10 protein-coding genes are annotated in these 14,442 nt (G+C 60.2%); 2 read left to right on the forward strand and 8 right to left on the reverse strand.

What is annotated here, in order from left to right; genetic code table 11:
- Positions 1-3 precede the first annotated feature (3 nt).
- Positions 4-831: an ABC transporter permease gene (locus Q355_RS0109160; RefSeq protein WP_027877529.1), complete on the reverse strand. Its 828-nt coding sequence runs from the start codon at positions 829-831 to the stop codon at positions 4-6.
- Between the two features lie 78 nt (positions 832-909).
- Positions 910-1,719 (reverse strand): ABC transporter ATP-binding protein, encoded by an 810-nt coding sequence (locus Q355_RS0109165; protein WP_027877530.1) that lies wholly within the window; start codon positions 1,717-1,719, stop codon positions 910-912.
- Positions 1,720-2,068: 349 nt separating this feature from the next.
- Between Q355_RS0109165 and Q355_RS0109170 the strand changes: the two genes are divergently transcribed.
- Positions 2,069-2,674: a TetR/AcrR family transcriptional regulator gene (locus tag Q355_RS0109170; protein WP_051529367.1), complete on the forward strand. Its 606-nt coding sequence runs from the start codon at positions 2,069-2,071 to the stop codon at positions 2,672-2,674.
- 50 nt (positions 2,675-2,724) lie between these two features.
- Positions 2,725-3,411 carry a Crp/Fnr family transcriptional regulator gene (locus Q355_RS0109175; protein ID WP_027877532.1) on the forward strand — a complete coding sequence of 229 codons (687 nt, stop codon included), beginning with the start codon at positions 2,725-2,727 and terminating at the stop codon, positions 3,409-3,411.
- Here the strand turns inward: Q355_RS0109175 and Q355_RS0109180 are convergent, their stop codons facing one another.
- From Q355_RS0109180 to rpoB, 6 genes are all read right to left on the reverse strand, one after another.
- Entirely contained in the window at positions 3,412-3,864 is a 453-nt protein-coding gene (locus Q355_RS0109180; protein ID WP_027877533.1) for a cytochrome P460 family protein, read from the reverse strand.
- Positions 3,865-4,210: 346 nt separating this feature from the next.
- Positions 4,211-5,080: an alpha/beta fold hydrolase gene (locus Q355_RS0109185; protein ID WP_027877534.1), complete on the reverse strand. Its 870-nt coding sequence runs from the start codon at positions 5,078-5,080 to the stop codon at positions 4,211-4,213.
- 150 nt (positions 5,081-5,230) lie between these two features.
- Positions 5,231-5,455, reverse strand: a complete 225-nt coding sequence (locus tag Q355_RS0109190; protein WP_027877535.1) for a hypothetical protein — start codon at positions 5,453-5,455, stop codon at positions 5,231-5,233.
- A 61-nt stretch (positions 5,456-5,516) separates the two neighbouring features.
- On the reverse strand, positions 5,517-6,107 hold the full coding sequence (locus tag Q355_RS0109195) for a class II aldolase/adducin family protein (protein ID WP_027877536.1): 591 nt from the start codon (positions 6,105-6,107) through the stop codon (positions 5,517-5,519).
- A gap of 226 nt (positions 6,108-6,333) precedes the next feature.
- Positions 6,334-10,911, reverse strand: coding sequence for a DNA-directed RNA polymerase subunit beta' (locus tag Q355_RS0109200; protein WP_027877537.1), 4,578 nt, complete (start codon positions 10,909-10,911; stop codon positions 6,334-6,336).
- Between the two features lie 53 nt (positions 10,912-10,964).
- Positions 10,965-14,339 (reverse strand): DNA-directed RNA polymerase subunit beta, encoded by a 3,375-nt coding sequence (rpoB, locus tag Q355_RS0109205; RefSeq protein ID WP_027877538.1) that lies wholly within the window; start codon positions 14,337-14,339, stop codon positions 10,965-10,967.
- Positions 14,340-14,442: the final 103 nt, after the last annotated feature.

The raw sequence follows: 14,442 nt of genomic DNA on the forward strand, positions 1-14,442 counted from the left end.
ATTTTAGCCGGTACGCTTGAGTTTGCCGGTGCGCTTGGCCCACATCTCGGCGGTGTGGAAAACCAAAAGGCCCAGCGGAATCAAAACCACGCCCATCAGCAGCAAGATGCCCAGCTCGGGCAGCACCGAAGAAAGCGGAGCACCCACCAGTTTGTCGGGGGTGGAGTCGGGGTGGTTGATGCCCATCAGCTTGCGGCAGGCTTCCAGGGCATAGGTGGCCGGGCTCAGGTAGGCCAGGGGCTGCACCCAGCTTGGTAGTACGCTCACCGGATAGTAGATACCCGAAACCAACAGCAAAATGCCCTGGAAGATGTTGGTGGCCTGGGCACCGTTCTCGGGCGACATCACCGGCAGAATGGCGGCCATCAGACCCAGGCCCATGAAGGCCAGACTGGCTACCAGCAAGACCACCAGCACCCCCAGCAGGTTGGCCCCGTTCACCGAGACCTGGATGAAGAGCACCAGCCCCACCAAAATGACGATGGTGCGCAGCACGCTAAAGATGATGGCAAACAGCGAGACCCCCGAAAGGTGGATGAGCCTCGAGACCGGGGCCATAAAGGTGTACTCGAGCGTACCCTCCCAGCGCTCGTAGCTGATGGAGTTGGCAATCTCGTTGTACATGGCCGACAAAAACGACCACAACAGCACCCCCAGCAACAGCGTCAGGGTCAGGCGAAAGTCGTCCTGGGCCTTGCCAATGAGGGCAATGGTGGCCGAGTTGACGATGGCGTAAAACACGAACACCACTACCCAGCTCATATAGCGCCGGGTCAGGTGCCAGTCGCGGAAGACAAAAGCCCACATGGGGCGGATGTATCGTTCAAGCATAAAACTCCTTTCGCTCGGGGGCCCAGATTTCTGGCTATCTCTAAGCGCTTAAGGCCTCCGGCCACATCAAGCTGTCTACTAGATGGTGGCCTCTTCGTCCAGCTCCTCGCCGGTAAGGGCAATAAAGGCCTCCTCTAAGTCGGGGCTCCCTGCCTGGCGCTTGAGTTCCTCAGCAGTACCCTCGGCCACCAGTCGTCCGTGGGCCAGAAAGCCGATGCGGTGCGAAAGGCGCTCGGCTTCGGCCATGTCGTGGGTGGTGAGCAGGATGGTGGTACCCTCGCGGGCCCGCAGGTCTTCCAGGAAGGCCTGCACGTCGCGACGGCTTTTGGGGTCGAGGCCGGTGGTGGGCTCGTCCAAAAGCAGTAGCGGCGGGTTGATGAGCAATGCCCGGGCAATGGCAATCTTCTGCTGCATACCCCGGCTCATCTCCTCGATGGGGTCGCTAAAGCGGCGCGACTCGAGGCCCAGTTGCTCCAGAATCTGCATGGCCCGCTTTTCGGCCTGGCGGGGCTCGAGGCCGTAGAGCTGTGCAGCGTACAAGAGGTTCTCCCGCGGCGAGAGCTTTTTATAGAAGGCCGCATCCACGCTCACCCGGCCCATCTTGCGGCGCAACTCCCGCTCCCCTTCGGGGAGGGTATGCCCCAGCATCCGCACCGTGCCGCCATCGGCGGTGAGCAGGGTGGAAAGGATGCGAATCAGGGTGGACTTGCCCGAGCCATTGGGGCCTAAAAGAGCGTAGGTCTCGCCCTCCTGCACGTAAAAAGAAACCCCCTTCAGGGCCCATTCTTCCTTGAGGGGGGCCCGCAGTCCTTCGCGCTTGCGGAAAACTTTTTTGAGGTCGGAGACCTCGATGGCGAGCTTGGTTTGGGCGGGTATCAAGGTTAGCATAATTGAGTCCTGTATCTAAACAGCCAAGGCTTTGGGCTGGGGTCGAAGGTTGCTAAGAGTTCCAAAGAACACATTTTTCCTCCAAACCGATCGGCGGCCCGAAGGCCGCCGAGAAACGCTGAAGCGTGGTAAATGCGGATCGGGCTTGGGTCGCGCTTAGGCGCGAGACCAGAAGTTACGAATGACAATCGGGTTGCTCATGGTTCACCTACCGAGTTCAAGTGTACGCTTTGGTCAGATAGATGCGCAAGAGGAGAAGCTATACACCAATGTGATGCGCTGTACGGGCAGGCAAATGCGCCCGGCACTATTGACGCAGCCATGCTCAAATCCTATACTCTGCGCCAAGGTGTCAAACAACCGTTCGTTTGAAGTGGCCAAAGCAGAAAAGGTAAACCGCCGCGACGAAATTCTGGATGCAGCCGGTCAGCTTTTCAGCCGACAGGGGTTTCACGCCACTTCGATGCGGGATCTGGCTCGAGCCGTTAATTTGCAAGGTGGAAGCCTTTACGCCCACATCCAGTCGAAGGAAGAGGTATTGTTTGAGCTGGTAAATCGGGCTGCAGATGAGTTTTTGAGCAATGCTGAAGCAATACCTTCCGACCTATCACCCAAAGAGCAGCTCGAGCGCTTTGTGCACGGACACCTCGCGGTCATCGTGCGCGAGCTGGATAACGCCACGGTCTTCTTTCATGAGTGGAAATTTTTGAACCCCGAGCTGCAACAAAAAATTACTGCCCGCCGGGATGCCTACGAGGCCCACTTTCGCCGGATTATCGAGGCGGGTATTCAGCAGGGCCAGTTTCAGGTCGAGGATGTTCGGCTAGCAAGCCTGTTTATACTTTCGGCCCTGAACTGGACGTACCACTGGTACCGGCCCGGCGGCAAACTAACCCTCGAGTCCCTCTCGAGCCACTACTGCAGGCTCATTTTTAAAACTTTAGGGGCTGCATGAACCACACAAACTCCCCAAGCCCTGCCAGCCTTGGGTAAAATCGGGTTCAAATGCCCTATCTTCATCAGCCCGGTTTCTTGGAGCGACTTAGCGAATACGAGCGCGAAAGGCTGGCACAGATTTGCCCGCCCCGAATCTTCCAGCCCGGCGAGCTGCTGCACCGTGCAGGTGAACCCTGCCAGAGCTTGATCATCCTGATTGAGGGCCAGGTAAAACTGCTGAGGATGGTCGCAGGAGGCCAGGAGCGCATCGTTTATGTGGCTGGCAGCGGCGACCTGCTGGGCATTAACTTTTTGGATCAGGACGCAACCCATACCAGCAACGCAGTCTGCCTGAGCCGGGTGATGATCTGTCCGGTGGGAAAGAGCCAGGTCGAGCAGGTCTCGCGTGAGTTGCCCAACGTGCCACTACGGCTGGCCCAGGTGCTGGCGCAACGGGTGACCTTGTTGGAGGGCCAGCTCGAGGTGGCTTCAGCTCCTGTAGCGTTTCGTCTGGGACGCGCCCTGGCCTGGCTCGCACAACGCTTCAGCGTGCCCGATTACTCAGCCTGGCGCGATTTACCCATGGAGCTCAAGCAAGAAGACCTGGCAGCCATGTGTGGAACCACACGGGTGTCGGTTACCAACAGCCTGGGCGAGCTCAGAAACCTGGGGCTTGTGCAAGGTACTCGAGGTCGGTATAGGGTCAATCTAAAGGCCCTCGAGGACTGGCTCGAGGGCTTTGGTGAAATGGCCTAGTTATCTGCGGCCCCAGGGTGTAAATACCAGGTCAGATGCGCTGGCCTGGCGGTGGCAGTCCACACACATCGCCGGGTTGGCCAGTGTTCCGCCCTGAAAAGTGTCTCCTTTGCGCTCGTAGGCTGCCCAGGCCCAGTCACCCGCTGTGTTGCTGCGCTTTTGCATCACATATATGTTGGTAACTTGCAGGCTTTGGGGATCAACGCGCTCCTTGACAAAAATGGTGCCCTGACCAAAGGGTAGCTTGTAGTTTCCGTTTGCGCCCAGCAGGCGGTCTGGGGTCAGGTTGACATAGACGTCCTTACCCAATGCGTGTGCACCAGCGGTATTGATTTTATTCACGTTTACCCGGGTCCAGCTTGCATAATTGCGGATATTTTCCGCCAGGCTCGACACCTGTCCTAAAACCGCCCCAACAAACAGCAATCCCGCCAACGCCATCCACTTTTTCATAAACTTCCTCCCAGATTGAGGCTACCTTCTATCCCAGGAGGGCTGTGTATTGCGCTTAACCTAAAACTCGCTTATCGCACCCTTCGCAGACGTTGCTTCCCATTCGGACAAAGCAATCATGTTGTGAGCAGCTCAATATTTGTGAAGAGGGCACTATATTGCTAAACATCCGGGGCGTTGTGCTTAGGCCAGCTCGTGGGCCATGGCCCAGGAAGCCTGCTCGCTGACCTCGCGGGCTAGGCTACCAGATCGTGCCTTAACGCTTACGCTTCCAGGGCCAGCCGGTGGGATTCATATAAGAAGCCCTTCTCCCCAGGGGTCTTTAGCAATTTCTCTGAAGAGCGCGCTATTGCACGTTTTGAAGCGCGTTTTGCAGCGCCTCCCCAAAGGCCTGGGGCTGGTCAATCCAGGGATAATGGCCCGCACCCTCAATCAGCTCGAGCTGGCCGCCAACCAGGTCGGCAATGGTCTGGGCTTCGGGGTAACTGCTGGCATCCAGGGCACCCAGCAAAACCGCAGTGGCTGCCTGCACCTCGAGCACAAAGGGGGTGTAGTCTAGCCGCCAAAGCCCGTTAAGCACAAACATACGTCCCGGGGTATCGGCCCCCACCACGGTTGATCCCTCGGCGATCCACTCATATTCCATGCGGCTATGCGGGCTGGGAAACAGCAGCCGGTCGAATGCAGCCTTTGGCTCTACCGTGGCAAAAGCCTCCTGCAGCAGCCGGGTTCCGTCTTCAGGAATCTCTAGGTCTGCGTTTTCGTCCATGCCCTTCAGTGCCAGCGCGGCCCGGTAAAGCTGGCGAGCCAGCCAGGGAAAGTTGGTCCAGGGGTTGATGAGCACCAGCTGCTCGGTGGTGTCGGGCGAGCGGCGGGCATAGTCTAGGGCCAACAGCCCACCAAACCCATGCCCCAGCAGTGTCCAGGAATTGAGCCCCAGGTGGTCGCGCAGGTGGAAAAGGTCGCTCACCAGGGCATCAATGGTAAAAAGTCCGGGTTCTTCTGGAAGGGCTGGGCTGCGCCCGCCTCCGCGCTGATCCAGGTAAATCACGCGGAAGCCCTCCAGGTACTCCTCCAGACCCTCCCGCAAGGTATAGCTGCTACCTCCAGGCCCGCCGTGGAGTACCATGATGGCCGGTGCATCCAGCGGGCCAGTGTCCTCGAGGTAGACCTCTACCCCATCGTCAACTGCAATCAAATCGATTTCTTCACGCATACCTTACCTGTTATACCGGATTCAAAAAGATAATCTTCAAACAAAAAGCGCTAAGAGGCTATCTTTTTGAATCCTAGAGCACTCCCTTCGGTCGGGTTAGTTCGTCACCGTTCGGTGACGAACTAACCGAATCTGGTATTAGACCCGCCACTAAAAGACGCTATCCCGTCTCCCCTCCTCGAGCAACTCAAAACTCCAGCTACGATAACCCTCGAGCCCCGTCGCGGCAGCCTCCATCTCCGGGCCAAAAGCCCAGACCTCGAGCAGGTATAGGGCCTGTTCGGGGCGATGCAGCAGCCGGTAGGGGTGTGGGTGCAGTCGGGCCAGTGCCCGCAGGGGTTCGGGGTTCTTGCCTTCTACAAAAAGCACCTTCATCCGCCTTCAGTCTACCCTTTCAGGTCTATGCCGGGCCCTTCCCTGGGCCTGCCAAGGAGGCTCAAACCCCTGCACCTCGCCACAGGCGCTCTAGAAACAACACCTCACAGGCTTCCTCCAGGCTGGTCATGAGCGAGTAGGCCTGCAACAGCGATTTTTCCAAGGCCTCTTCGGTTCCTTTAATGAAGGCCCCATGTCCGCGCACCACACAGGCTATGTTTTCTCGCAGGGCTTCGGCCACGGCTTCGGCAACCTCTGGGGTTCCCGAGGCTGTCTTGGGAGTCAAAACAGGAATTTTGTCGAAGTAGTAGCGCCCTTCTAGGTCTATCGGCACGATGGCCTCGAGGTGAAACGACAGCGCAATGGCGTGGCGGGGGTGGGCGTGTACCACCGCGGTGGCGTCGGTTTGTTGGTATATGGCCCGGTGAATCACCCGCTCGACCGAGGCCCCCTGGTCCCGTTTTGGGTCGGGCAAAAGCGGCAGAAACATCACATCCTCGGGGGTCAGGTGGGCCTTCTGCGCGCCCGAACGGGTAATCCAGAGCCCTTCCCCCTCCCGCACCGAGTAGTTGCCCGAGGTGGCCGAGGCCAACCCGGCAGCAAACAAATCGGCACCAATTTGCTGAAAGGTAAGATACAGTTTGGCTTTCATAATCTACCTGCCCCAGGTAAACCGTCTTCAGGCAACTGTTATCAAACAACAGCACCGCCTTGCGGGCATTTATAGCATCCAATAGCTATGGGCTGTAAGCACAGTGCCTACAGCCCATAAGTCAGGGTTTCGCTTTAGAACAGAGATGCCCTTCTAAAGCTTCAGTGAGACGCATCTCTGTGAAGCCGAGTGTACCCCATCCAGTGGCTGGTTAACCAAACCCAGGTTAGACCTCGCGTGCGGGCTGCTCGGGCCGCACACCCGGACGGCGCGTGCCAATGGGCGCCTGCTCGGCTTCGCGGCGGGCCTCCTCGAGCCGCTTGAGGGTCTTTTGGTCGACCACCTGGGTATCGCGCACAAAGTCGGAGCCGGTACCAGCAGGAATAAGCTTACCCAGAATCACGTTTTCCTTGAGACCAATCAGCTCATCGAGCTTGCCGGCGATGGCGGCTTCGGTCAGCACATGGGTGGTGTGCTGGAAGCTCGCTGCCGAGAGCCAGCTCTTGGTCGAGAGGGCGCTCTTGGTCACGCCCATCAGCATGGGCTTCCAGCTAGCCGGGGTCTTGCCTTCGGCCATCAGGGCTTCGTTGGCCGACTCCACGTCCCACTTCTCGATGACCTGGCCCTCGAGGTAGCGGCTATCGCCGGAGTCGGTGATCTCCACATACTTGAGCATCTGCCGCACGATGGTCTCGATGTGCTTGTCGTGCAGCTTCACACCCTGGGCCCGGTAGACGCGCTGGATTTCGTCGGTCAGGTAGCGCTCCACCGCTTCGGGGCCTTTGGCCTCGAGGAGCTGGTGGGGGTCAATGGCCCCACGGGTCAGGGGCTGGCCTGCCTCTACCGTTTCGCCTTCCTTGACGGTCAGGCGGGTGTCCTTGGGCACCTTGTACTCTTTAGAGAAGCCCTCGCTGGAGATGTAGATGATAACCTTGTCCTCGAGCTCCTCGATGTGCACCACCCCGTCAATCTCGGCAATAACGGCCTTTACCTTGGGGCGACGGGCCTCGAACAGCTCGATCACGCGGGGCAGACCCTGGGTGATGTCGGTACCGGTCGCCACACCGCCGGTGTGGAAGGTACGCATGGTGAGCTGGGTGCCGGGCTCACCGATGGACTCAGCAGCAACCACACCTACGCTCTCGCCAATCGAGACCAGCTTGGCCGCCGACAGATCCCAGCCGTAGCACTGCTGGCAGACCCCATAACGGGTGCGGCAGGTGAGGGGTGAACGCACCGGTACTTCCTCGATCAGACGCTCTTCCGCCGCCTTAACGATGAGGTTGACATCCTCCAGGCTAAGCTGATGTCCTTCGGAAAACACCCTGCCCTTGACCTCGATCTCGCGGGCTACTGTGCGGCCATACAGCCCCGACTCGATGTCGCTCTTCTTGCGCAGGCGCTTGTTGCGGAAAGCCTCGTCGAACTGCAACAGGGGAACCGAGATGTAGTCCGGTGTGCCGCAGTCGGCTTCCCGCACGATCACCTCATGGGCTACGTCGTGCAGCTTGCGGGTCAGGTAGCCCGAGTCGGCTGTGCGCAGGGCGGTATCGGCCCCACCCTTACGGGCCCCGTGGGTGGAGATGAAGTATTCCAGCACCGTCAGACCCTCGCGGAACGAGGCCTTTACCGGAACCGGGTAGGTCTCACCGGAAGGCTTGGCCATCAGGCCGCGCATCCCGGAGATCTGACGAATCTGCTGGGGGTTACCACGGGCCCCCGACTGGCTCATCACGTAGAGCGGGTTGAAGGGGTAGTTTTCCTCGAAGTTCTTGAACACCGCGCTGGTCACCTTTTCGGTGGTCTGGCTCCAGAGCTGCAAAATCTGCTGGAAACGCTCTTCTTCGGTCATCAGGCCCAGCTCGAAGGCCTGCTCGATCTGGGCCAGCTTGGCGTCGGCTTCCTGCAGGTACTGCTTCTTCTCGGTGGGAATTACCGCATCGTCAATGCCGATGGTAATGCCCGAGGTGGTGGAGAGCACGAAGCCATAGTATTTGAGGGCATCCAGGAGCTTGGCGGTTTTTTCCACGCCCAGCACCAAAAAGCTCTTGTAGACCAGGTCTTTGAGGGAGTTCTTTTCCTGGGCCACCTCGAGGTTCACGAGTTCCTGGGCCTTTTCCTGGTCTTCGATGGCCTCGCTCACAATCCGCAAGAACAGCATCCGGCCCGGCGAGGTCTCGATGAGCTTATCGCCCAGACGCACCGTCACCACGTCCTGGTGATCCACCACACCGCTCTGCACGGCCAGCAGGGCTTCGTCCACGCTGCTGAAGACGAATTTCAGGCGGCCCACGCTGGTTTCCTTGCCTGCCACCTTGATTTTGGCGTTGAGGGCCACCCGGCCTTCGTCGTAGGCCTGGAGGGCCTCCTCGATGCTGGCAAACTCCAGACCCTGGCCCTTCTTCTCGCGCCGCAGCTGGGTGATGTAGTAAAGCCCCAGAATAATGTCACGGGCAGGCTTGGCCACCGGCTCTCCCGAGGCAGGCGAGAGGATGTTGTGGGCCGAGAGCATCTGGATACGGGCCTCGGCCTGGGCATAGCTCGAGAGCGGTACGTGCACGGCCATCTGGTCGCCGTCGAAGTCGGCGTTGAAGGCCTCACAGACCAGCGGGTGTAGTTGAATGCTCTGACCCTCGACCAGCACCGGTTGGAAGGCCTGGATGCCCAGGCGGTGCAGGGTGGGGGCGCGGTTCAGGAGCACCACCTTGCCGTGGATGACCTCTTCCAGGGCATCCCAGACTTCGTCTTTGATGTCGCGGGAACGCTCCAGCATCTTGCGGGCGCTCTTGACGTTGTTGGCGATGCCCTTCTCCTCCATTTTCTTGAGCAGGAAGGGCTTGAAGAGCTCGAGGGCCATGCGCTTGGGCAAACCGCACTGGTGCAGCTTGAGCTGCGGCCCCACCACAATCACCGAACGGCCCGAGTAGTCCACGCGCTTGCCCAGCAGGTTCTGGCGGAAGCGGCCCTGCTTACCCGAAAGGATGTCGGTGAGGGAGCGCAGGGCCCGGTCGGAGCCGGGGTTGGTGACCGGGGTGCCCCGGCGACCGTTGTCCAGCAGGGCGTCCACGGCTTCCTGGAGCATCCGCTTCTCGTTGCGGATGATCATTTCCGGAGCGCCCTGCGCGAGCAGCTTACGCAGACGGTTGTTGCGGTTGATCAGGCGGCGGTAGAGGTCGTTGAGGTCGGAGGTCGCAAAACGCCCACCGTCCACCTGCACCATCGGGCGCAGGTCGGGCGGCAGCACCGGCACGGCCTCGAGCACCATCCACTCCGGGCGGTTGCCGGAGTCGCGGAACGCGCGCACCACCTCCAGGCGCTTCCTGGCCTTGGCCCTTTTGGCCCGGCTGGGGTGCTTCATCTCCTCCACCAGTTCGGCCTCGAGCACGCTCAGGTCGATTTCCTTGAGCAGTTCCTGGATGGCCTGGGCCCCCATCTTGGCGTCGATGTCGTAGGACTCGATGACCCGCACCGCCATGCGGATAAAGTCCACCTCCACCCGGCCATAAATGTCCGAGGTCACCTTGCCGCCGTCGGCCAGGGCGTCGCCGGGTGAGACCCGGTCGCCGTTGGTTACCTCCACGTCGTCTTCGAAGGGGTAGAGCCTGGCCTTCATCACCACGATAGAGGCGGGCTCGTGCAGATGCACCACCCCATCGGCTTCCGCGTAGACTTCCTCTTCGGGCTCGATGGCCCCCACCAGCTTATCGCCCTTGCGCACCTGGGTGCCCTCGGCGGCCAACACGTGCATGTGGGGCTGCAGGGGATAGTCCACCACGCGGGGGCGCTCGAGGGTGAAGCTGAGGTGTACTTCTTTTTTGGAGGTCTCGGCCACCAGCTTTTCGACTTTCAAGCCTTTGGGCATGCGTAGCTGCCCTTTGCCCTGGGCCAGCACATCGCCATTGCCCACCAGCTCCCCCTGCCCCACCTTGAGGTGCATGCCGGCGGGAATGAGGTAAATCGCATTCACCACACTGGTGTCCGGATCCAGGATTTTTACCAGGGCTCCGTCGCCGACCTCCTCAACGTCCACCACGCCCGCGTCTTCGCTGACGATCTGGTAGGAGGCCTCGAGCTCGGCCAGGGGCTCGCCGGGCTTGTAGCTGTCCTGCTCGATCCAGGCGGCTTTGGGCAGGGTCAGGCTGGCCCGTTCTTTATCGGCGTACTCCACCCGGATCCGGCGGGGGAAGCGGAAGAGCACCAGCCCGTCCATCTTGCTCACCACACCGGGGGCTAGCTCCTGGCCTTTTTTGACCTCGTCGCCGTCTTTGACAAAGGTCTCCACGCCTGCCGGAATGGGATAGGTCTCCTGCCGGCCAAAGCGCAGCTCGCGGTACTCGTCGTCGGTAAGCAGCTGACGCTTCTGCACCGGCACCCCGCCCAGCATGGCCCCTTTGGGGTCGATGGTGATGTATTTGGCAAAGTACAGAACCTGCTCGAGCTCCTGCGCCGAAAGGTCGAGCAGGGTGCCAATCTTGCTGGGCACATCCTTGACATACCAGATATGGGCCACTGGGGTTGCGAGTTCTACGTGCCCCATGCGGTAGCGCCGCACGATGCTCTTGGTCACCTCGACCCCGCAGCGCTCACAAACCTTGCCCTCGAAACGCTGCCGCTTGTACTTGCCGCAGGCGCACTCGTAGTCTTTTTGCGGCCCAAAGATGCGCTCGTCAAAAAGCCCGTCGCGCTCGGGTTTCAGGGTGCGGTAGTTGATGGTCTCGGGTTTTTCGACCTCCCCATAGCTCCAGCTGCGGATTTTATCGGGCGAGGCCAGACCGATTCTTACCTTACGCACTTCACGTTTGATCATTTTTCCCCTCTTGGATAGCCGATAGCCCAAGGGCCACCGGCTTTCGCTCTTTAGCGTTTAGAAGCCAGTCCCTCGAAGATGTCCAGGTTGCGCGCGTTTTCGTCGTAGGTCTCCACATCGAGCCCCAGCGACTGCAACTCTTTTACCAGCACCCTGAAGCTCTCGGGCACGCTGGCCTCGGGCACGTCTTCGCCTTTGACAACTGCTTCGTAGGCGGCATTGCGTCCCTCGATGTCGTCGGACTTAATGGTGAGGATTTCCTGCAGGGTGTGGGCCGCGCCGTAGGCCTCGAGGGCCCAGACTTCCATCTCGCCGAAGCGCTGGCCACCAAACTGGGCCTTACCACCCAGGGGCTGCTGGGTAATGAGCGAGTAAGGGCCAGTAGAGCGGGCGTGCATCTTGTCCTCGACCATGTGGTACAGCTTCATGATGTACATCACACCCACCACAATGGGGGCTTCGATGGGCTCACCGGTGCGGCCATCGTAGAGCACGCTCTTGCCCTGCTGGGCCACCTCACGCAGCTGCTCTACCAGGCTAGCCTCGCCATTGACCAGGCCCAGCTTGGCCGCTCGAGCCAGCACCTCGCGCTCGCGGTTGTCGATGCCGAATCCGGCAGCGGTGCGGGCTTCCCACTTCTTGTCGAAGGCTTTACCCAGCATTTCCTTGATCTCTTCCTCGCTGATGCCGTCGAACACGGGGGTAATAAACTTGATGCCCAGTTCGTAACCCGCCAGACCCAGGTGGGTTTCCAAAATCTGGCCCAGGTTCATACGGCTGGGCACGCCCAGCGGGTTGAGCACGATGTCCACCGGGGTGCCATCGGGCATGTGGGGCATGTCTTCGGGCGGCAATATTTTGGAGACCACGCCCTTGTTACCGTGGCGGTTAGCCAGCTTGTCGCCCACCTGCAGCTTGCGCTTCTGGGCCACGTAAACCCGCACCACCTCGCGCACACCCGGCTTGAGCTCTACACCGGGATCGCCACGGCGCAGGCGCAGGGTACGCACCACAATGCCGCCTTCGCCGGGCGGCACCCTGAGGGAAGTGTCCTTCACGTCGCGGGCTTTTTCACCGAAGATGCTACGCAAAAGCCGCTCTTCGGGGGTAGGCTCGGTCTCGCCCTTAAAGCTGGTACGGCCCACCAGGATATCGCCGGCCTTGACCTCCGCCCCGATTCGTACCACGCCGTCCTCGTCGAGGTCGCGCAGGGCTGCTTCGGAAAGGTTGGGGATGTCGCGGGTTACCCGCTCGGGGCCCAGTTTGGTATCGCGGGCCTCGATCTCGTAGCGCTCGATGTGCACCGAGGTGTAGAAGTCGCGGCGCAACAGATCCTCGGAGATAACAATCGCGTCTTCGTAGTTATAGCCATCGAATGGCATGATGGCCAGCAGGATGTTTTGACCCAGAGCCAGGTGCCCCTCTTCCGAGGCCGGGCCATCGGCCAGGAGGTCGCCCTTACGAACCTTCTGGCCCTTGGAAACTCGAGGGCGCTGGTCGAGGGCAGTCCCCTGGTTGGAACGGGTGAAGCGGCGCAGGTTGAACTCGTACAGGCCCTTGTCTTCGCCCCTGATTAAAATTTTGGAACCATCCACATACTCCACCACCCCGTCCACGTGGGAGTACAGGGAGGTGAGCGAGTCACGCACCACCCGCTCTTCCACCCCGGTCATCACCACCGGGCTCTGCGCGCGCAGCAGCGGCACCGCCTGGGCCTGCATGTTAGAACCCATCAGGGCGCGGTTGGCGTCGTCGTGCTCGAGGAAGGGAATCAGGTTGGTGTTCACCGAGAAAACCTGCTTGGGTGAAACGTCCATGTATTCCACTTCTTCCGGGCGCATCACAATGGGCTCGCCTTTCTTGCGCACCACCACTTGCTGGGTATCGAAGTGGCCGTCGGGCTTGAGCGGGGTGTTGGCCTGGGCAATAGCGTAGCGATCCTCTTCGGTAGCGGTCATGAAGTCGACCTGCTCGGTTACCCGTCCGTTAACCACCTTGCGGTAAGGGGTGAGGATGAAGCCTAGGTCATTGATGCGACCAAAGGAAGCCAGCGAGGAGATCAGACCGATATTGGCGCCTTCGGGTGTCTCGATGGGGCAGATCCGCCCGTAGTGGGTGCGGTGCACGTCACGGACATCGAAGCCTGCACGCTCGCGGGTCAGACCACCCGGCCCCAGTGCGGAGATACGGCGCTTGTGGCGCAGTTCCGAGAGCGGGTTGGTCTGATCTTTGAACTGGCTGAGCTGGCTGCGGCCAAAGAACTCGCGGATGGCTGCTACCAGGGGGCGATTGTTAACCAGCTTGGCCGGGGTAGCCGATTCAGGTGTGCCCAGGAGCATACGCTCGCGCACGCCTCGAGCCAGCCGGGAAAGTCCCACCCTAAACTGGTCGGCCAGCAGTTCACCCACGGTGCGGATGCGGCGGTTGCCCAGGTGGTCAATATCGTCGGCCTCGTAACCGGGCTCGCCGCTTTGCAGGGCAAACAGGTATTTGAGCACCGACAGCAGAGCTTCGTCTTTGAACTCGCCGTTCTCAAACCTAATCAGCATTCGTCCCGAAAGCTGAATGCCCAGTTTTTGCTGGGCTTTGTACTTCCCAGCCTCGCCCAGGTCATAGCGGCGGGGGTCGGACAGCAACGAGTGCAGGTAGGTAACGGCTTTATCGCGTTTGGGCGGGTCGCCGGGCCGAAGCTCGGTAAACAGCTTCAACAAAGCCTCATCCACGCCCATCTCGAGGGCCTTGGTTCCGCGGAACTGGGCTTCCAGAAGGCCGGGCAGCAGGTCGGGGTAGCTTTCCAGTTCTTTGCTCAGGGTTTCGGCGGTAAAGCCCAGCACCCGCAGAAGAAGGGCCAACGGGAACTTCTTCTTGTTGACCTTCATCACCACCACGCCGGACTGCTCGAACTCCAGGTCGATCCAGGGGCCGCGCTTGGGCAGCGGGATGACCGAGGCCACAAACCGGCCCGGGCGCGCCTGGTCTGCGGTGAAGTAAACGCCTGGCGAACGGTGAATCTGGGAAACAATCACCCGGTCGGCACCGTTCACAATAAACGAGCCGTCTTGGGTCATGAGGGGGAGGTCACCCAGGAAAACCTCGTCTTCCTTGAGCAGGCCGGTGTCTTTGTGCACCAGCAGCAGCTTGGCGTACAGCGGAGCCTGGTAGGTCAGGTCTTTTTCCCGACATTCGTCCTGGTCAAAGGGCGGTTCGCCCAGACGGTACTCGAGGAAATCCAGTACCAACCCCCGCCCCTTCTCGCCTTCCTCTATGGGAAAGGTCTCTTTGAAGGCAGCTTGCAGACCGACGTTCTCCCGCTTGGAGGGGGGCACGTTGGCCTGTAAGGCTTTGGTAAAGGAGTCTACCTGGATCTCGGTGAGGGGTGGAAGGGGGATAACTTCTTTAATTTTGCCGAACCGCTCTATCTTCATCAAAACACCTCATAACCCGTACGCTCTGGTCTGCCCCTGCTGGTGCAGAAACGGCTTGCCTGGGGTCGTTTGGGGGTTTTCGTAAGCTAACAGGGTTCTTCCG

Origin of the sequence: Meiothermus cerbereus DSM 11376, from assembly GCF_000620065.1 — a bacterium.
Taxonomy (GTDB): domain Bacteria; phylum Deinococcota; class Deinococci; order Deinococcales; family Thermaceae; genus Meiothermus; species Meiothermus cerbereus.